General features: G+C 61.4%; 13 protein-coding genes. 6 read left to right on the top strand and 7 right to left on the bottom strand.

What is annotated here, in order from left to right:
- Window positions 1–11 precede the first annotated feature (11 nt).
- Together mtnA and ypfJ are read right to left on the bottom strand one after the other, a co-directional pair.
- Window positions 12–1118, bottom strand: coding sequence for an S-methyl-5-thioribose-1-phosphate isomerase (gene mtnA, locus AC5STI_RS04690; RefSeq protein ID WP_495445774.1), 1107 nt, complete (start codon window positions 1116–1118; stop codon window positions 12–14).
- A 134-nt stretch (window positions 1119–1252) separates the two neighbouring features.
- Window positions 1253–2098, bottom strand: a complete 846-nt coding sequence (ypfJ, locus tag AC5STI_RS04685) for a KPN_02809 family neutral zinc metallopeptidase (RefSeq protein WP_495445773.1) — start codon at window positions 2096–2098, stop codon at window positions 1253–1255.
- A 361-nt stretch (window positions 2099–2459) separates the two neighbouring features.
- Here ypfJ and AC5STI_RS04680 point away from each other — a divergent pair, with 361 nt between their 5' ends.
- Together AC5STI_RS04680 and AC5STI_RS04675 are read left to right on the top strand one after the other, a co-directional pair.
- Window positions 2460–3608: an efflux RND transporter periplasmic adaptor subunit gene (locus tag AC5STI_RS04680; protein WP_495445772.1), complete on the top strand. Its 1149-nt coding sequence runs from the start codon at window positions 2460–2462 to the stop codon at window positions 3606–3608.
- Between the two features lie 3 nt (window positions 3609–3611).
- Window positions 3612–6737: an efflux RND transporter permease subunit gene (locus tag AC5STI_RS04675; RefSeq protein WP_495445771.1), complete on the top strand. Its 3126-nt coding sequence runs from the start codon at window positions 3612–3614 to the stop codon at window positions 6735–6737.
- A 68-nt stretch (window positions 6738–6805) separates the two neighbouring features.
- Here AC5STI_RS04675 and AC5STI_RS04670 read toward each other — a convergent pair whose 3' ends face one another.
- Window positions 6806–7279 (bottom strand): hypothetical protein, encoded by a 474-nt coding sequence (locus AC5STI_RS04670; RefSeq protein WP_495445770.1) that lies wholly within the window; start codon window positions 7277–7279, stop codon window positions 6806–6808.
- A 244-nt stretch (window positions 7280–7523) separates the two neighbouring features.
- Between AC5STI_RS04670 and AC5STI_RS04665 the strand changes: the two genes are divergently transcribed.
- The 3 genes from AC5STI_RS04665 to AC5STI_RS04655 all read left to right on the top strand — a co-directional run bounded on the left by AC5STI_RS04665 (window position 7524) and on the right by AC5STI_RS04655 (window position 11636).
- A complete protein-coding gene (locus AC5STI_RS04665) occupies window positions 7524–8489 on the top strand; it encodes a TAXI family TRAP transporter solute-binding subunit (protein ID WP_495445768.1) in 966 nt (321 codons plus the stop codon).
- A 109-nt stretch (window positions 8490–8598) separates the two neighbouring features.
- Window positions 8599–11208, top strand: a complete 2610-nt coding sequence (locus AC5STI_RS04660; protein WP_495445767.1) for a TRAP transporter permease — start codon at window positions 8599–8601, stop codon at window positions 11206–11208.
- Entirely contained in the window at window positions 11205–11636 is a 432-nt protein-coding gene (locus AC5STI_RS04655) for a universal stress protein (RefSeq protein WP_495445766.1), read from the top strand. The genes AC5STI_RS04660 and AC5STI_RS04655 overlap by 4 nt, the downstream gene beginning before the upstream one ends.
- Before the next feature lie 27 nt (window positions 11637–11663).
- On the opposite strand, the gene AC5STI_RS04650 is transcribed toward AC5STI_RS04655, so the two are convergent.
- Genes AC5STI_RS04650 through AC5STI_RS04640 form a run of 3 tightly spaced genes read right to left on the bottom strand, consistent with a single transcriptional unit; the run spans window position 11664 to window position 15773 of the window.
- Window positions 11664–12713 (bottom strand): lipocalin-like domain-containing protein, encoded by a 1050-nt coding sequence (locus AC5STI_RS04650; protein ID WP_495445765.1) that lies wholly within the window; start codon window positions 12711–12713, stop codon window positions 11664–11666.
- The gene (locus AC5STI_RS04645; RefSeq protein ID WP_495445764.1) at window positions 12703–15120 is read right to left on the bottom strand and encodes an FtsX-like permease family protein; all 2418 of its coding nucleotides are present in this window, start codon (window positions 15118–15120) and stop codon (window positions 12703–12705) included. The genes AC5STI_RS04650 and AC5STI_RS04645 overlap by 11 nt, the downstream gene beginning before the upstream one ends.
- Complete coding sequence (locus AC5STI_RS04640) at window positions 15117–15773, bottom strand: ABC transporter ATP-binding protein (RefSeq protein ID WP_495445763.1); 657 nt, start codon at window positions 15771–15773, stop codon at window positions 15117–15119. The genes AC5STI_RS04645 and AC5STI_RS04640 overlap by 4 nt, the downstream gene beginning before the upstream one ends.
- Before the next feature lie 194 nt (window positions 15774–15967).
- Between AC5STI_RS04640 and AC5STI_RS04635 the strand changes: the two genes are divergently transcribed.
- The gene (locus tag AC5STI_RS04635; RefSeq protein ID WP_495445762.1) at window positions 15968–16417 is read left to right on the top strand and encodes an ion channel; all 450 of its coding nucleotides are present in this window, start codon (window positions 15968–15970) and stop codon (window positions 16415–16417) included.
- Here the strand turns inward: AC5STI_RS04635 and cls are convergent.
- Window positions 16414–17829 carry a cardiolipin synthase gene (gene cls, locus AC5STI_RS04630; protein WP_495445761.1) on the bottom strand — a complete coding sequence of 472 codons (1416 nt, stop codon included), beginning with the start codon at window positions 17827–17829 and terminating at the stop codon, window positions 16414–16416. The two genes, AC5STI_RS04635 and cls, sit on opposite strands and share 4 nt — an antisense overlap.
- Window positions 17830–17893: the final 64 nt, after the last annotated feature.

The raw sequence follows: 17893 nt of genomic DNA, 5'->3' as shown, positions 1-17893 counted from the left end.
TGGCGCCCCTGTCAGGCGGACTTGGCGGCGGCCATTTCCGGGAACAGCCCGGCCAGGCCTTCCTCGGAGGCTTCGCAGATGCCGCGTTCAGTGATCAGTCCGGTGACCAGCCTATTGGGGGTTACGTCAAAGGCCGGGTTGCCGCCGGGCGTTCCGTCGGGTGTAACCTGAATCACACCGATATCACCGCTTCCCGTCTTGCCTTGGACATGGGTGATCTCGTGTTCGCTGCGCTCCTCGATCGGAATTTCGGCGACACCATCCGAGACAGTCCAGTCGATCGTCGGCGAGGGCAGGGCAACATAGAAGGGCACGCCGTTGTCCTTGGCCGCCAGCGCCTTAAGGTAAGTGCCGATCTTGTTGCAGACGTCGCCGCGGCGTGTGGTGCGGTCGGTGCCGGTGATCACCAGATCGACTTGGCCGTTCTGCATAAGATGGCCGCCGGCGTTGTCGGTGATATAGCTGTGGCTGATGCCGTGGCTGCCCAGTTCCCAAGAGGTCAGCGCGCCCTGGTTGCGCGGGCGGGTTTCATCCACCCAGACGTGGATCGGGATGCCCGCGTCATGGGCCTGGTACATCGGGCTGGTGGCGGTGCCCCAGTCCACGGTGGCAATCCAGCCGGCGTTGCAATGGGTCAGCAGCCGCACAGGCTCGCCTGCCGGTTTTCCTTCGGCAATTTTTGCAATCAGATCAAGACCATGCGCGCCAATACTGCGATTGATCTCGACATCTTCGTCAGCGATTTCATGGGCCAGCGCCAGAGCCGCTGCTGCCCGTTCGCCTTCCACCAGCGGCCGCAGGTAATTGCGGCAGCGGTCCAGCGCCCAGCGCAGGTTGATGGCAGTGGGGCGCGTTGCATTGAGGAAGCTCCAAGCCTGATCCATCGCGGCGTCGGACGGGTCCAGGCGCATCGCCAGCGCCATGCCGTAGGCGGCAGTGGCGCCGATCAGCGGCGCGCCGCGCACCCGCATCTCGACAATCGCGTCTGCAAACTCCTGCAGGGTGTTGACCTGCTGGATGCGGAAGTCATGCGGCAGCCAGCGCTGGTCAATGATTTGCAGCGCGTCCTTGTCATGATCCCACCACAGGGACCGGTAATGCGTACCGTCAACTTTCATCTGGCTGTCTCCCTAATCCGGCGGCCCCAAGCGCGGCGCCGGAATCGATCCGGTTTCCGGCTCCGGCCTAGCGCCGCCCGTGAGGTTAGACAACCACCAACACCAGGAGAATTCAATGAACCGGAATCTTCGAATCAAAGCGAATTGGCTGAGAAGGTGTCGCAGGCGCTGATATCCCCGGTCTCATATCCCCGCGCAAACCATGCCTGCCGCTGGGCGCTGGTGCCGTGCGAGAAAGTATGCGGCTGCGGCACCCGGCCCGCGTTGCGCTGCAGCGTGTCATCGCCGATCTGTTTAGCCGCATTCATCGCTTCGCCGATGTCACCGGGCTCCAGCGTGCCCAGCTGATCCCGGGCAAAGCGGGCCCAGATGCCGGAGAAGCAATCTGCCTGCAGTTCGGTGCGCACGGAAATCGCGTTGGATTCGACCTCGCTGACCTGGGCGCGGATACGCTGCGTCTGGCTCAGGATACCAAGCTCATTTTGGACATGATGCGCAACCTCATGCGCGACGACATAGGCAGCCGCAAAATCGCCGCTCGCGCCGAGCCGCTGGCTCAGGGTGGTGAAAAAAGCGGTGTCGAGATAGACCTTCTCGTCCAGCGGGCAGTAGAAAGGGCCGGTCGCACCAGAGGCCCCGCCGCAGGGCGATTGCGTCACGCCCTTATAGAGAACCAGCACGGCTGGATCGTAAGCACGGCCAAGCTGCTGTTCAAAGATCGCGGCCCAAACGTCTTCAGTGTCGGCCAGTGCCACGCTGACAAACTCTGCGGCGGCCTGATCCGCTTCGGTGACCGGCGCGGATTGGCGGCTTTGCGGTGCGGTGCCTTGCAAGAGCGGTGTGAGGTCGACGCCCAGAAATGCCCCTACGACCACGATCAGGATGGCACCGGCGCCTCCGATCCCGGCGGTTCTTCCCGACAGCCTCCGGCCACGGCGGTCCTCGATATTGCTGCTTCCCCGGCGGCCTCTCCAACGCATTCTTTCCTCCTGGCTTCCTGGCCTGCCTGCGTTCGTGGAACCAAATAGCGGTTGGCCCTCCGCTATCAAGCGGACCCGCCCCGGCGGGTTTCTGGTCAGGCATCCGATAAGATAACACTTCGCCGCCGCATGCGGTTCCCAACTCCCGCAGATGGTGCGGCGCTGCACGCAGATGAAACCGTTTGGGCAGCCCTCGCGGCTGGACCACGCGATGAGAGAAAGCGCGTGAGGTGCAAGACGGCTCTTGCAGATAAGGTTAGCAAATTATTGAATGGAGTAAATTTCGTTACCGCAACGACGGCCATCACAGCCGCCGGCGCATCAATTCCTAGTTCACAATCAAAATTCGAAGGGGCACAGCATGGCACGATTTAGGACTGCAGGCCTGTCCGGAGGCACCGGTCTTGCGATGATTGCAGCGGCAAGTCTGATGCTTGCGGGGCCTGCAACCGCCCAGCAGGGCGCGGCGCCGAAAGTTTCGGTTGCGCAGGCTGCTATCAAGCCGATCAAGGACACTGCGACCTTCATCGGCCGCGGCGAAGCGATCGACAAGGCCGACATCATGGCCCGCGTCAGCGGTTATCTGGAGGAGGTGCTGGTCGAGGACGGCGCCGAAGTGGAGCAGGGGGACTTGCTGTTCCGTATCGAGCGCAGCGCCTATGAGGCGGTGCTGGAAAGCCGCCGGGCCGAGCTGGCGCAGGCCGAGGCTAACCTTGAACTGGCCGCTCTGGATCTGGCCCGGAAACAGGAACTGTTCGAGCGCGGATCGGTCTCTGAAGCGGACCGCGACACTGCCCGTGCCAATGAGCTGGTGGCGGAGGCCGGGGTGCGTGCCGCCCAGGCTGCCATTCAGCAAGCGGAGCTGGACCTGAGTTACACTGAGGTCAACGCGCCGTTTTCAGGCCGCCTCGGCCGGGTCGAGGTCAGCATTGGCGATGTGGTGAGCCCTAGCGGCTCGCCCTTGGTCAATATCGTGCGTGAGGCACCGGTCTATGTTTCCTTCTCGCTGAATGAAAAACAGTTTGTCGAAATCCTTCAGGAGCTTGAGGCCAACGGCCGCGACCGTGCAAATACCGAAACCGCACCGGAAGTGTTCGTTGTGCTCCCCAATGGAGAGGAGCTGGAGGAAAAGGGCCGGATCGCGTTTGCCGGCAATCGCGTTGACCCTGACACCGGGGCTGTCACCGTACGGGCGAAGTTCGAAAACGATCACCGCTTGATCCTGGACGGCGCTTTTCTGACCGTTGGCCTGCAGTCGCAGGAGGCAATCGACCGGATCATTATCAGTCAGGCGGCGATCCAGCGCGATCAGCAGGGGCCGTTTGTATTGGTCGTAGATGATCAGAACCAGGTTCAGCAGCGTTACATCGTGACCGGTGACGTGCAGGGGACCGGCATCGTGGTTCTGGACGGGCTGACCCAAGGCGAAACCGTGGTGGTCCAAGGACTTCAAAAAATCCGCCCCGGCGTTGAGGTGGATCCGGTGCAAGCCGCGCAGGCTGGAGAGTAAGCGATGTTTTCCTCACTCTTTATCTCGCGGCCCAAGTTCGCGATTGTCATCTCTCTGGTTCTGACCGTCATGGGGGTCATCGGCTATTTCGCGCTGCCCGTGGCACAGTTCCCCGAAATCACGCCTCCGGTGGTGAACGTTACCGCCAGCTATCCTGGCGCCAATGCGGAAACGGTTGAAAAAAGCGTCGCCGCGCCAATCGAGGCGCAGGTCAACGGGGTGGACGGGATGCTCTATATGTCCTCCACCTCTGCCGACAACGGCAGCTATTCACTGTCTGTTACCTTTGAGGTGGGCACTGATCCGGACATTGCCTCGGTCAATGTTCAGAACCGTGTGGCGCAAGCGGTCGCCGCACTGCCGGCCGAGGTTACCGCCAATGGCGTGGTGACGCAAAAAAGCTCGTCCAACATGCTGCTGGTGGCCGCGCTCACCTCGCCGAATGGGTCATATGACAGCGTGTTCCTGTCGAACTACGCCGCAATTAACATCAAGGATGCGCTGGCGCGGGTGGCTGGCGTCGGCAAGGCGGACATCCTGACCAACTTCGAGTACGCCATGCGTGTCTGGCTGGACCCGAACAAGATGGCAGGCCTGAGCATTTCACCCGGCGACGTGATCAACGCGGTGCGCGAGCAGAATATCGAGGTCTCGGCGGGGCAGGTGGGCGCACCGCCGGTGCCCGGCGACCAGATATTCCAGTATACCATCAAGTCCAAGGGCCGGCTGACCGAAGTCAGCGAATTCGAGGAAATCGTGATACGAACCGGCAATGGCGGCAGCACCGTGCGGCTAAGCGATATCGCGCGGGTGGAACTGGGGGCTTCCAACTACAGCGCGTCGGGCTTTTACGATGGCGTTCCGGCCACCATCCTGGCCGTCTACCAGGCTCCTGGCGCCAATGCGCTAGCAGTGTCGGAAGCGGTACTGGAGGAAATGGAGAGGCTGTCGCAGGACTTTCCTGAGGACGTGTCCTACTCAGTCCCGTTCAACACCACGGATTTTGTCGAGCAATCGCTGAATGACGTCATCTCCACCCTGATGATGACTTTTGTACTGGTGATTTCGGTGGTGTTCGTTTTCTTGGGCTCTTTCCGGGCGACCATCATTCCAGCCGTGGCCATTCCGGTGTCGCTGATCGGCACATTCGCCTTCCTTCTGGCGCTCGGCATGTCGCTCAACACTATCTCACTGTTCGCGCTTGTGCTGGCGATCGGTATCGTGGTCGATGATGCCATCGTGGTGGTCGAGAACGTCGAGCGGATCATCGCCGAGGAGGGGCTGCCCCCGGCTGAGGCGACCCGCAAGGCAATGGGGCAGATCACCGGTCCGGTTATCGCGACCACACTGGTGCTGCTGGCGGTGTTTGTGCCGGTCACCTTCATGCCCGGGATAACAGGCAAGCTTTATTCCCAATTTGCCGTGACCATTTCGGTTGCGGTGGTGATCTCCTCAATCAACGCGCTAACGCTGTCGCCAGCGCTTTGCGCCATCGTTCTGAAGCCCCGCTCTGGCCCGCCCAAGGGGCTGCTGGCAATGTTTGAGAACATGATCGGCGGTGTGCGCAGCGGCTACCTGAGCATCGTTACGCGCCTGCTGCGGCTGCCGGTGATCGGTTTGGCCATCATCGCGGCTGTAGCTCTCGGGGCAGGCGGCATTTTCAACTCGACCTCCAAGGGGTTCCTGCCGTCGGAGGACAACGGCTATCTTTTTGTCGATGTTCAGCTCCCTGATGCGGCCGCCTTGGGGCGCACGGAGGCGGTGACAAGCCGGATTGACGAGCAGATCCGTCAGATCCCCGGCGTTCAGGGCACCGTGCTGGTCAACGGTTTCAGCCTGCTGAATGGTGCCAGCGCAAATGGCGCGATGATCATTGCCAATCTGGCCCCTTGGGACGAGCGGCAGAGCGAAGCACTGCAACCCAACGCCATCCTCGGCCAGATCTACGGCATCGCTAACGCCGAGGCGGCAGCCAGCATTGTCGCGTTCAACCCGCCGCCAATCTCCGGCCTTGGCATGTCAGCGGGTGTTGAAATGGCGGTGCAGCAGACTGCAGGCGGCACACCGCAGGATCTGGCGCAGTCGATCGGCTCACTGGTCTATTCCGCCAACCAGCGGCCTGAGATCGCCCAGTCCTATACCACCTTCCGGGCCAACGTGCCGCAGGTGTTTGTCGATCTGGACCGGGAGAAGGCCAAGACGCTGAACGTGCCGATCGCCGAGGTCTTCCAGACCATGCAGGCGCATCTGGGCTCTTACTATGTCAACGACTTCAACCTGTTTGGCCGCGTCTACAAGGTGATGCTTCAGGCCGAGGGCACCTATCGCGACAAAATAGAGGACATCGGTGGCCTTTATGTGCGGGCTCAGTCCGGCGAGATGGTGCCGCTGTCGACCCTGATCGACGTGGAGAACGTGCTGGGGCCAGTGCTGCTCAAGCGGCACAATATCTTCCGTTCTGCCACTGTGACGGCAGTGCCCGCACCCGGGTTGTCTACCGGCGATGCCATCCGGGTGATGCAGGAAGAGGCCGCAACGGCACTGCCGCCGGGGTACGCCTTTGAGTGGACCGGCACAGCGCAGCAGCAGCTGGACTCGGCGGGGCTGGTCACGGTGATCCTGGCGATGGCGGTGCTTTTCGGCTACCTGTTCCTTGTGGCGCAGTACGAAAGCTGGACTATGCCGGTGGCAATCCTGCTGTCCGTTATCGTTGCCTTGTTCGGCGCTGTCGCGGCGGTGGCTATCGCAGGCAATGACATCAACCTCTACACCCAGATCGGGATGATCATGCTGATCGGCCTGGCGTCAAAGAACGCGATCCTCATCGTCGAATTTGCGATGGAGCAGCGCGCGGCTGGCCTGAGCATCCGCGAGGCCGCGCAAGAGGCCGCAAAGCAGCGGTTCCGCGCCGTGATGATGACGGCGCTGTCCTTCTTGCTGGGGGTCGTGCCGCTGATGCTCGCCTCTGGCGCTGGGGCCGCCAGCCAGCGTGCGATCGGTATTGCCGTCTTTGGCGGGATGCTGGCAGCGACGGTGGTCGGGGTGATTGTTGTACCGGTGCTGTATGCGATGATGCAGGCCATGCGCGAACGCGTCAAAGGCACACCTGAAGCAAGACCGGCAGAGTAAACGAACTGACCCCGCGGGCCATCAGGCTGGCGGGGTCAATTTTCCCCAGGGTGCTGGCTGAATTGAAATCAGGCTTGACGCGCCCGCAGGCCGCGATTGTGGGCCGCCGCAAGGATAATGTCCCATTTGCGCGGTGTGCAGCGAAACTCCGGCTCCACATCACATGTCAGGGGCGCGCTGGCCTCCGGCGGGATCTTGCGGGCTTCGGCGGAAACGCAGCGTTCCAATGCCCAGAAATCCGTCAATGACGGGTTGTCTTGAATCACCTGGCTCAGCAGCATTGCCGCAAGCTCCCTGTCTTTGTGCCCGCAGTTTCGGTTCTTGAACCGCGGATCAATTTTTGCGTGACGCTTGTTAGCGCCATCCGCCTCATTTGTCACCAGGGCAATTCTCTGCCGCCCGCAAATCAGCATAAAAAGCTGTGTTGGACGCAGCCCCGCAGGCGGTAGCCCAAGCACATTTTCCGCAATGCAAGAATCGCCCGGCTGCAGATTCCCCTTGCAATTAAATTCTTTGCATGCCGGTACCGCGAAACCTTCCAAAGCGGACGGGGAAATTTACCTAACTGTCGTCATGACAGAGAAAAAATGCGGTTTTAGGGGGTGCGTCAATAGATAGCACCCTTGACTTGGGCGGGTCCCGGTGAAACCTTTGTTGACGTGCAAAAAAATCCGCACTTGCCTAGCTTGGGGGCCAAATTCTCTGGCCGTGCGTGGAGCATAATACCGCTTTCGCTAATTTCCGGGCCGGGCTGCAAATCATAAGACAAGTGGGAGAGACTTGATCATGAAACACACCAAGCTGGCGATCGGTGCTTTGGTGACCGCGGCCTTTTTGGCTCCGGCAGCATCTGCGCAGGAATTCATCACCATCGGCACTGGCGGCGTGACCGGCGTGTATTACCCGACCGGCGGTGCCATTTGCCGTCTGGTGAACAAGGGCCGCAAGGAGCATGGCTTCAAATGCGCCGTCGAATCCACCGGCGGCTCGGTCTACAACATCAACACCATCCGCGAGGGCGAGCTGCAATTCGGCGTGGCCCAGTCGGATTGGCAGTACCACGCCTACAACGGCTCCTCCAAGTTTGAGGAAGCGGGGCCGTTTGAAGGCCTGCGCGCCGTATTCTCGGTACATCCAGAACCGTTCACCGTGGTGGCCCGCGCTGATGCCGGCATTTCCACCTTTGATGACCTCAAGGGTAAGCGCGTCAACATCGGCAACCCTGGCTCCGGCCAGCGCGGCACCATGGAAGTGCTGATGGAAGCCAAGGGCTGGGGCATGGAGGATTTCGCCCTGGCGACCGAGCTGAAGGCGGCAGAGCAGTCGGCGGCGCTGTGCGACAACCAGATCGACGCGATGATCTACACCGTCGGCCACCCGTCCGGCTCCATTCAGGAAGCCACCACTGCCTGTGACTCGGTTCTGGTCACCGTCGATGGCGAAGCGGTTGAGAAACTGGTTGGCGACAACTCTTTCTACCGAACCGCCACCATCCCCGGCGGCATGTACCGCGGTACTGACGAGGACGTGAGCACCTTTGGTGTGGGCGCGACCTTCGTGACCTCGGCAGACGTGTCTGAAGATGCGGTTTACGCGGTTGTCAGCTCGGTCTTCGAAAACTTCGAGGCGTTCCAGAAGCTGCACCCGGCATTCGCGAACCTGAAGCCGGAAGAGATGATCGCGGACGGCCTGTCGGCTCCGCTGCATCCCGGCGCAGCCAAGTACTACAAGGAAAAGGGCTGGATCGAGTAATCAGCCAGAGAATTGGGACGGGGCGCATCAGCGCCCCGTTTCTGCCCCCTGGTCGGGGGAGGAAATTTGAGGCCGAGCCGCACTGCGCCGGCCCTAAGGGAGATTATCCATGACATCCGATGCTCAGGGAAATCGACCGCTCAGCGAAGAAGAGCTGCAGGAACTTGTCGCGTCCTCCGACGCAGGCGCCCGCAACCCGGTGGGAAGCGTGGGGCTATTCCTGGCGATTGTCGCAGTCATCTGGTCGGTTTTTCAAGTCATTCTGGCCTCGCCACTGGCCAATCAGCTGCTGCCTGGCAGCGTGATCAATAATTCGCGGCAAATCCATCTGGCGTTTGCCATCTTCCTGGCCTACGCCGCTTATCCTGCATTGAAATCCAGCCCCCGAGGTTATGTTCCGGTTCAGGACTGGATCTTTGCCATCGCGGGCACCGGCATCGCGCTGTATGGCTATATCTTTTATCAGAAAATCGTCGACTCCGGCGGACTTGCCGATGATGTAGACAAATGGTTCGCGCTCGCGGGCCTGCTTTTGCTGTTTGAGGCCGCCCGCCGTGCGCTGGGTCCGGCGATGGCAATCATTGCGACGATTTTCCTGCTCTATGTCTTCTTCGGCTCCTCTGAATGGGTGCCCGAAGTCATCCGGTGGAAGGGCGCAAGTCTGAAAAAAGCGATGAGCCACATGTGGATCACGTCTGAGGGCGTGTTCGGCATTGCTCTGGGTGTCTCCACCAAGTTTGTCTTCCTGTTTGTGCTGTTTGGTGCGCTGCTGGATAAGGCGGGTGCCGGCAACTACTTTATCAAGATGGCGTTTGGCGCGCTCGGCCACCTGCGCGGCGGACCTGCAAAGGCGGCGGTTGTCGGCTCTGCGGCAACCGGTCTGATCTCCGGCTCCTCCATCGCCAACGTGGTTACCACCGGCACTTTCACCATCCCGCTGATGAAGCGTGTGGGCTTTACATCTGAGCAGGCCGGTTCGGTCGAAGTGGCCTCCTCCGTGAATGGGCAGATCATGCCGCCGGTGATGGGGGCTGCGGCCTTCCTGATGGTGGAATACGTCGGCATCTCCTATGTCGAGGTGATCACCCACGCCTTCCTGCCCGCCGCGATTTCCTACATCGCGCTGGTCTACATCGTGCATCTGGAGGCGGTGAAGCGGAACATGCCGACGCTGGGCAACCGCGTGGTGTCCATGGGCCGCACCATTGGCGGCATGGCGCTGTTCTTTGCCGGCTTTGCAGCCCTTTGCTATGGCGTGCAGTATCCAGTGAAGTGGATCGTCGCGGCAATGCCGGGTGCCTCCGGGCTAACGCTGTCAGCACTGGTAGTGGTAGCATATATCGCACTGCTGTGGCTGGCCGCCGGCGTTGAAGACCTGGTACCGGATGATCCCAACGCCGAAGAGGTCGAGCTGCCGGTGGTGGCGGAGATCTATAAGGCTGGTCTGCATTACCTGCTGCCGATCATCGTGCTGGTCTACTTCCTGATGATCGAGCAGAAGTCGCCCGGCCTGTCCGCCTTCTGGGCTACGGCACTGCTGTTTGTGATCCTGCTGACCCAGAAACCGCTTAAAGCGATTTTCCGGGGTCAAAGTGATATGGCCAATGCTTTCATGGAAGGTGTCGGAGATCTTTGGAACGGGCTGATCGACGGAGCGCGCAACATGATCGGGATCGCGCTGGCGACGGCGACTGCGGGCGTGATCGTCGGCACCGTGACTCTGACCGGCGTAGGGCAGGTGATGTCTGAGCTGGTTGAGTTCATCTCGGGCGGCAACCTGATCCTGATGCTTGTGATGGTTGGCCTTTTGTCCTTGGTTCTGGGCATGGGGCTGCCGACCACGGCAAATTACATCGTCGTCAGCTCGCTGATGGCCGGTGTCGTGGTCGAGCTGGGCGCTCAGTCCGGCCTGATCGTGCCGCTGATTGCTGTGCACCTGTTTGTGTTTTACTTCGGGATTATGGCCGATGTGACGCCGCCTGTGGGGCTTGCCAGCTTTGCCGCGGCGGCTGTATCGGGGGGCGATGCAATCCGCACTGGGTTCACCGCATTCTTCTATAGCCTTCGGACTGTGGCGCTGCCGTTCGTGTTCATCTTCAACACCGATCTCCTGCTGATCGATGTGAACTGGATACAAGGGATCCTTGTCGCCATATCAGCCACCATCGCCATTTTGGTCTTCACCGCGGGTACCATGGGCTACTTCGTCAGCCGCAACCGGATCTATGAAAGCATCCTGCTGATCTTTGCAGCCTTTGCGCTGTTCCGGCCGGACTTCTTCATGGACCGCGTTATGCCGCCCTTTGCCCAAGTCCCGCCGGCGCAGCTGGTACAGGCACTGGATGAAGCGGAGCCGGGAGCTGAGCTGCGGATCACTGTGGAAGGCCCTGATTTCGATACGTCCGAAATCAAGAGCACTACGATGATCGTGACGGCGGACGGCACCGGCGGCCAGCAGGCGGTGGATGCCTACGGGCTGCTGCTGCTGGAAGAGGACGGCGCTGTGAAACTGGAGGAACCGATGTTCGGCACTCCGGCTGCTCCGAATCTGGAGAGCTTTGACTTCTACGCCGACGAACCGGTGCGGATCATCGCCATCCAGGCCCCGGCCAGCCAGCTGCCCAAGGAACTGATGTTCATCCCGGCGCTGCTGCTGGTAGCGCTGATTGCGTTTCTGCAGCGCGGACGTGCAGGTGAACAGGAAGGAGTACCGGCATGAGCAAACCCGTTCTTTGTGCCCTGGAACTGAGCGACCGCGGCCTGGATGAGAAGGTCCTGACCGAGGCCGCCCGGCTGGCGGATCTTGACGGCGCCCAGCTTGATGTCGTCAACGTCCTGCCGAACTTTGGCGAAACCTGGGTGTCCGGCTTTTTCGAAGAGCACCACCACGAAAAGGCCGTAGAGGACGCCACAAAGCGGTTGCAGGAGCTGTGCAGCAAAGTGCTGGGCGAAGAGCGCAATGCCAAGGTGCGCCACCTGGTCGCCACCGGCACGGCCTATCAGGAGATCCTGAAAGTGGCGGAAACCGCCGGCAGCGGGCTGATCGTGATCGGCGCGCATAAGCCGGACTTGAAGGACTACCTGCTCGGGCCTAATGCGGCCCGGGTGATCCGGCACTCTGATTGTTCGGTCTTTGTGGTACGCTGATCAGTTTAAGGGCGCCTTCGGGCGCCCTTATTCGTAGCCGGTCATCTCCAAATAGCCCTTGCCTGTGTGGCTGCCGGTGACAGAAACCGGCCCCTCCCAATACGAAAACGAAGTGCCCATCCAGCTTTGCGGATTAAGGGCTTGGACTTCCACGGAAACACCTTTCTCCGGCAGGCGCGCGCTCCAGCGCGTCGGGATGCTGCGCCCCTGCACGTCGCTGGATTCCAGCGCCTCGGCCTGAAAGGCCCCCGGTTCCAGCGGCTCAGCCGTCCCGTCGGCGGCAATCCAGGTGCCGGAGGTAAAGTCGCCGCTTTCTCCCCGCAGGACAAATCCCATCAGTTTGGCACCGCTCTCAAAGCTGAGCGAAAACCAGTCCCAGCCGCTTTGATCCTCGGCCAGCGGCTGGCTGGACCATTCCCTGTCGAGCCACCCATGGCCCGTGACCTCAACCGCACCGTCCGGAAGCGCCACTGTTCCAGTGACCTGGTAATGCGGCTGGGAGTAGTAATAGCTCGCCTGACCACTGGCAGACTTCACGGAGTAGCCATCCTCCCCATGATGCACCAAAGGACCGTCCGCGGCGAGCTGAAGATCATAGGAGAAGGTTTCGCCCGAGGCCGTAAGCGTCAGGTTATCAAGAGATTTTCCGGTGGATGACATTTGCCAGTTGTCGATCCAGGCCGCAAATGGCTGCGTTGTGACCCCTGCCTGGCCGATACCGCCGCGGGCAATGCGTTCGGCAAACAGGTGCTGATCCGGCCCGGTCACCGCCGCATGGGCCATCCAAATCTGCGGGCTCTGCCAGCCGATGCCTTCGCCTGGAGCCAGAGCCGAGCGGAACAGCGTCCACTGGATGCCGTAATCCCGGCCATCTGCGCCTTCAAGATTGGCGGTCAAGTACCACCACTCAATTCGAAAATCAGGGTGATGGCCGTGATCGTCAGGGAAAGTCAGCTGGTGGCCGCGCTGCGGAATGGCAAAACCTTCAGCCTCGGTGCCCAACCCGGCGTAGCCTTGCGGCAGCGCGGGTGAGGCCCAACCAGTGAAAACAAGCGCGAAGACAGTTCTAGCGTTCATTGGCAAACACCTTGAGCAATTCGGCCGGATCCAGCCGACTGAGGCGTCGCGCGGGCAGGGCGGCGGCCACCACGGCAGCCAGCAGCGCCAGCAGGAACAGCCGCAGCCAGTCACCCGGGAAAACATGCATGGGCAGCTTCCAGCCAAAAGCTTCGACGTTGATCACCGAAAGCAATGCCCAGGCCAGGATCAGCCCCAGAGGCAGCGCCAGCACCGCGGTGATCGCGGCAAGCAGGAGGCTGCGCAGAACCTCGGTTGCGGCCAGCTGCCGGCGGCTGAGCCCCATCGCCCAGACCGGCGCAAGCTGCGGCAGGCGCTGGCTCCACAAGGTCAGCAGGCTGGTCAGCATGGCAAAGGCGGCAACCCCGAGTGTCAGCAGGTTGAGCGCTGCGGTTATGACGAATGTACGGTCGAACACTGCCAGCGACCGCGCCTTGAGATTCGCCTGATCAATTATGTTTTCCCTTGGTATTTCAAACTGTTTCCGGACCTTTCTGATAAGCTGTGGAACCTCCGCAGGCGGCAGACGCAGGCCAAATTGCCGGTTCGGAACACCGGGCGTGCGGGCAAGCAGCTGGTCCAGTGCGACAATGGCTTGGCCGTTAGGGTTGCCGTAGTCGGAATAGACCCCGGCGATGGTTAGCTCCCATCCGGTCTCCAGCTTGATCCTCCCGCCAGGTGCCAGGTCATGACGGCGGGCAAGCTGCTCATTCACCAGTACTGCCTCTCCGGCAGCCAGCCGGTCCCAAACTTGCGGCAGCGCCTCCAGCAGCGGCCAGTTCTCCCGGTAGGTCGCATCATCCACCACTCCATAGATCCGCAGAGGCGCGCCCTTGAAACGAAGATCGTTGCGGCGAATGGGCAGGACAGTGATGCCTTGCTCCTCAAGCCAGCGGGCAAGCTCCGCGCCTTGAGCGTCTGTTGCAGCGGTCACGTAGACTTCAGCTGACAGGCGTTGGTCCAGCCAGCCCAAGAAAGTGAGCCGGAAGCTGGAAACCATTGTTCCAACGCCGATATTCGTAGCTAGCGCCAGCAGAAGCGCCATCAGGGCGAGCGACATGCCCGGAAGTTGCGCACGCGTGTCGGCCCAAAGCCATTCCGCATAGGGGCGCCGGGCCAGCCGCGCGCCCAGCCGGAGCCCGGCGGCAATCAGCAACGGCAGAACAAGCGCAGCGCCCAGCATCAAGCCACCGAGGAAGAAAAAACCGGCAACAAGTCCTTGGAAGGTCGCAAGAGTGGCGAACCCAGCCAAAATGCAGGCAGCGCCTCCGCCGGCAGACAGCAAATGCGACCGGGCGGCCTGCTGTCCGCGGGCGCGGGTTGCTGGTGCCGCCAGAAGCGGCATTCGCCACATATCAAAAAGCGCCTTGGCCCCCGCGAGGAATGTGCCGCCAAGCGCCATGGCGAGCCCGGACAGAACCCAGCCCGGCCGCAAGGACAGGCTGCCGTCGACTGGTGCGCCGTACAGCCCGGCCAGCGTGGCATTGACGTCCGGCAGCAGCGCCGCCGCAATGAGATAGCCGCCAGCAAGTCCCGCTGCGCCCGCGATCAAAGCAACAACCGCCAGTTCCGCGGCAAACAGTCCGGCCAGCACCTGCATCGGCACACCCAGCCCTCGCAGCGTCCTGATCAACCCCCGGCGCTGCTCCAGGCTAAGCGTGATGGTGCCCTGAACTATGAACAGACCGACCGCAAAGGACAGTAAGCCGAAGGCAGTCAGGTTGAGGTGAAAACTGTCTGTCAGCCGTGCCGTATCAGACGCTGCGGTTTGGGCGGTAACACGGGACAGGTTCCGGGCGAGCTCTGTCAGCGGAACCAAGCCCGGAACCTGGTTCGGCAGCACCAGCAGGTAACTCAAAGTATCCGGTTGCTTCAGCAAGCGGCTGGCAAGGCTCAGGTCGGCGACCAATATACCGCGCGGCAGCGCGTCCGTCGGGGTGACCGGGTGTTTCTGTTGTGCGGCTGTGAGTTCCGCCGCGGTAACAGGGTGCGCAAAGACCCGACCCGGCGGAAGCAATGTGTCCAATGGCAGCGCGCCGTCCTGTTCTGCAGCCGTTGCCAGGTCCGCGACCAGCGGATGACTAAGCAGATCAATACCCATGATATCAAAGCTTTGCCGCCCGAACCTGACAGTTCCCTCCAGCACCGGCGCGAGGGCCCAACCCGCGCGGCGAAGATCAGCATACTGGCGCAGCGCAATGCTGCCGCTGTCTGGGACCAGCCGGTCGGCCCCGGCGGTGCCCAGCTGCTCCGCTGCCCGTGCATAGCTGGCCCGCGCTTCGCCATTGATCGCCTGAACCGCCGACCACAGACCTGTGGCCAAGGCCAGCCCGATTATCAGTGTCGCCAGCTGCAGCGGGTGGCGCCGCCAGTGGGACAGGATCGCTGCCAGCGCGGCGCGGATCATGCGGCCTTGCCGTGCTTGAGGTGCAGCCGTCGGTCCAGCATCTGTGCGATGGCCGCGGAATGAGTGACGAGAAACAGCGCGGCACCGCTTTCCCGGACCAGCTCCAGCATCAGCTCCATTACCGCGGCGCTAGCGGTCTCATCCAGGTTCCCGGTCGGTTCGTCCGCCAACAGCAGCTTGGGTCGCAAAGCAAGAGCGCGCCCGATTGCAACCCTCTGCTGCTGCCCGCCGGAAAGCTGCTCCGGATAGCGGTCCAGCAGCGCGGACAGGCCAAGGCGGTCTGCCAGCTGCTGGCCCCAAATCGCGTCCCACCGGCCGCCAAGCCGCGCGTGCAATGAAATGTTCTGCCGGACGGTGAGTGAAGGGATCAGGTTAAACTGCTGAAAAACAAGAGCAACCTCTTGCCTGCGCAGTGCCGCGCGCTGGTAATCTCCAAGGCCGGAAAGTCGTGTAGCGCCAATCTCGATCTCGCCGCTGTCGAAATGGTCCAGAGCCCCGGCCAAGTGCAGCAGGGTGCTTTTGCCGGAACCGCTGTCACCCGTCAGGGCCAGGCTGGTTCCCGCCGGCAGATCCAGGGAGACACCGCGCAGTACCGCGGTTTCCGCGGTTTGGCCGGGATAAGCCTTGGTCACGTTGCGGATTTTCAGAACCATCCTGTGGCATCCTCCGGCGTTTGGCCGTCCATTGCTGCCAATGCACTCAATACCTCTGGCCCTTGGAAGTCCAGTGCGGCACAAAAGCAGGGCTGCTGCCCAGGGCACTAGCGGTTCCTGATGCAAGTGTTTAGGAACAGAAACCAATCAGGCCGCCAGGAAGGGCTGAGCAACCAACGGATACGAGGGCCGGAATGACACTGTGGAACCAGTTGCTTTGGGGCTCGATCTATCTGAGCGTCTGCCTGATCCTGGAGATTTTGGTTCTGGTCTGGTGCGCGTCGGTGCTGAACAAGCTGTCGTCCCGGTTTACCAAACCCTACCGGCGGTGGCAGATCGGCCTGATGCTGGTTGCGGCGATCTTCATCATTCTCGGCGGCCACACAGCGCAGGTTTGGATCTGGTCCTCAGCATTTGTCCTGGTTGGTGCAATCGAGGATTGGAACACCTCGGTTTATTTCTCGCTAGCGACCTATACCACGCTGGGCTATGGCGATGTGGTTTTAGGGCCGGCACTGCGGATCTTTGCGGCTTTTGCAGCCGTGACGGGTTTGTTCGGCTTTGGCATCAGCACCGCCTTCCTGGTCAGCGCAATGGGAAGGCTTTTTTCCCTGAACGGCCAGTCGTATGACGGCAAGGATTAAAGCACCGGAGCCAGCAGACGCGCCACCGGAGCCAGCAGCCGGATGCTAAGCTTTTGCTGGTCCAGCGCCAGGCTGAGCTCGGTCGCGCGCCTGAAATCTTTGCTCAGCATGTCCGAGACTTCCTCGGCAGATTTGCGGTCAAAGAACAACGCCATCGTTTCAAAGTTCAGCCGGAAGGAGCGGTTGTCGAGATTGGCAGTTCCGACGCCGGAGATCGTGTCATCAATGACAAAACACTTCTGATGCATGAAACCGCCCTGATAACGCAATATGCGCACGCCAGCGTCGCGCAGCTCGTCAAAATAGGCGAAGGCTGCAAGCCACGGCAGCACGTGGTCAGCGGTTTCCGGCAGCAGAATACGGACATCAAGCCCGCGCAAGGCCGCGTGTTTCAAGGCAGCAAAGACATCCTGATCCGGAACGAAATAGGGCGAGGCCAGCCACACCTTCTCCTTCGCCGCAGAAATGGCAGAGAAATACAGCATGGAGCCGTTGCCAGTGGTGTCGCCAGGTCCGGTGGAGGCAATCAGGGCCGGGCGGTCCTGTGGAGAAGCGGCAGCCTCCCAGTTCAGCAAGTCGAGAACCGGCTCTTGGGTGCGCCAGTGCCAATCCTCTGCAAACGAAAGCTGAAGCTGCTGAACCACGGGACCGGTGAGGCGCACATGCGTGTCACGCCACGGACCAAAGGCGGGGTCCAGCCCCATGTATTCGTCGCCGACGTTCAAACCGCCGGTGAAACCGATGCGCCCGTCCACGATGACGGTTTTCCGGTGATTGCGGAAATTGATCCGCAGCCGGTGCCACGGCCCCCGTTGCACCGCCGGGTCAATCAGATTGACGCCGGCATCCTCGAGCGCGCTTGTGTAAGCGCGCGGCAGCTTGCGGCTGCCGATGCTGTCAGTCATCAGCCAAATGGTCACCCCGCGCTCTGCCGCGGCGATCAGACGTTTCTGCAGCGCGAGCCCAAGGTCGTCTGCGTGCAGGATGTAATATTGCACAAGGATGTATTCCTGAGCGTTTTCAATCGCTTCAAGGATGGCGTTGAACGTTTCCTGGCCGTCGATCAGCAGTGTCATGCCGTTGCCGCGGCATACATTCATGCCAGCAATCGCTTCGAACGGGCTGGTGTTGACCGGCAGTTCCTGCGCGTCCTCTGAATGGGCGGTGGTGTAGTTCCGGGTGGCAATCACTGCCTGCTCCGCGCGGCGGCGGGCGTTCCAGTAGCTTTTGAACCTGTGATGGCCGAAGATCATGTAAGCGGGCAGGGCGATAACGGGCGCAGCCAGCAGGAACACTACCCAGCCGATCGCCCCCTGCGGGGTGCGGGCCGTCCGGGCCGCGCTCAAAGCGGCCAGTCCGGCCGCCGTCCAAGTTGCGGCAATCGCTCCCGTGCTGAAAATAAACCAGAACATTCTGCAGCCCTGCTTTGGCCCTTTGCATTTACCTAGTATGCGCGCTGTCTGCACACCATAGGCG

Source organism: Leisingera sp. CC-HEC096 (assembly GCF_059429235.1).
The sequence above is the reverse complement of the archived record's forward strand: the minus strand, read 5'-3'. Positions and strand labels throughout refer to the sequence as shown.

What these genes read in the sequence shown, in the direction of transcription:
- mtnA (WP_495445774.1), bottom strand. Translation starts at nt 1,118, where the DNA reads ATGAAAGTTGACGGTACGCATTACCGGTCCCTGTGGTGGGATCATGAC.
- ypfJ (WP_495445773.1), bottom strand. Translation starts at nt 2,098, where the DNA reads ATGCGTTGGAGAGGCCGCCGGGGAAGCAGCAATATCGAGGACCGCCGT.
- AC5STI_RS04680 (WP_495445772.1), top strand. Translation starts at nt 2,460, where the DNA reads ATGGCACGATTTAGGACTGCAGGCCTGTCCGGAGGCACCGGTCTTGCG.
- AC5STI_RS04675 (WP_495445771.1), top strand. Translation starts at nt 3,612, where the DNA reads ATGTTTTCCTCACTCTTTATCTCGCGGCCCAAGTTCGCGATTGTCATC.
- AC5STI_RS04665 (WP_495445768.1), top strand. Translation starts at nt 7,524, where the DNA reads ATGAAACACACCAAGCTGGCGATCGGTGCTTTGGTGACCGCGGCCTTT.
- AC5STI_RS04660 (WP_495445767.1), top strand. Translation starts at nt 8,599, where the DNA reads ATGACATCCGATGCTCAGGGAAATCGACCGCTCAGCGAAGAAGAGCTG.
- AC5STI_RS04655 (WP_495445766.1), top strand. Translation starts at nt 11,205, where the DNA reads ATGAGCAAACCCGTTCTTTGTGCCCTGGAACTGAGCGACCGCGGCCTG.
- AC5STI_RS04650 (WP_495445765.1), bottom strand. Translation starts at nt 12,713, where the DNA reads ATGAACGCTAGAACTGTCTTCGCGCTTGTTTTCACTGGTTGGGCCTCA.
- AC5STI_RS04645 (WP_495445764.1), bottom strand. Translation starts at nt 15,120, where the DNA reads ATGATCCGCGCCGCGCTGGCAGCGATCCTGTCCCACTGGCGGCGCCAC.
- AC5STI_RS04640 (WP_495445763.1), bottom strand. Translation starts at nt 15,773, where the DNA reads ATGGTTCTGAAAATCCGCAACGTGACCAAGGCTTATCCCGGCCAAACC.
- AC5STI_RS04635 (WP_495445762.1), top strand. Translation starts at nt 15,968, where the DNA reads ATGACACTGTGGAACCAGTTGCTTTGGGGCTCGATCTATCTGAGCGTC.
- cls (WP_495445761.1), bottom strand. Translation starts at nt 17,829, where the DNA reads ATGTTCTGGTTTATTTTCAGCACGGGAGCGATTGCCGCAACTTGGACG.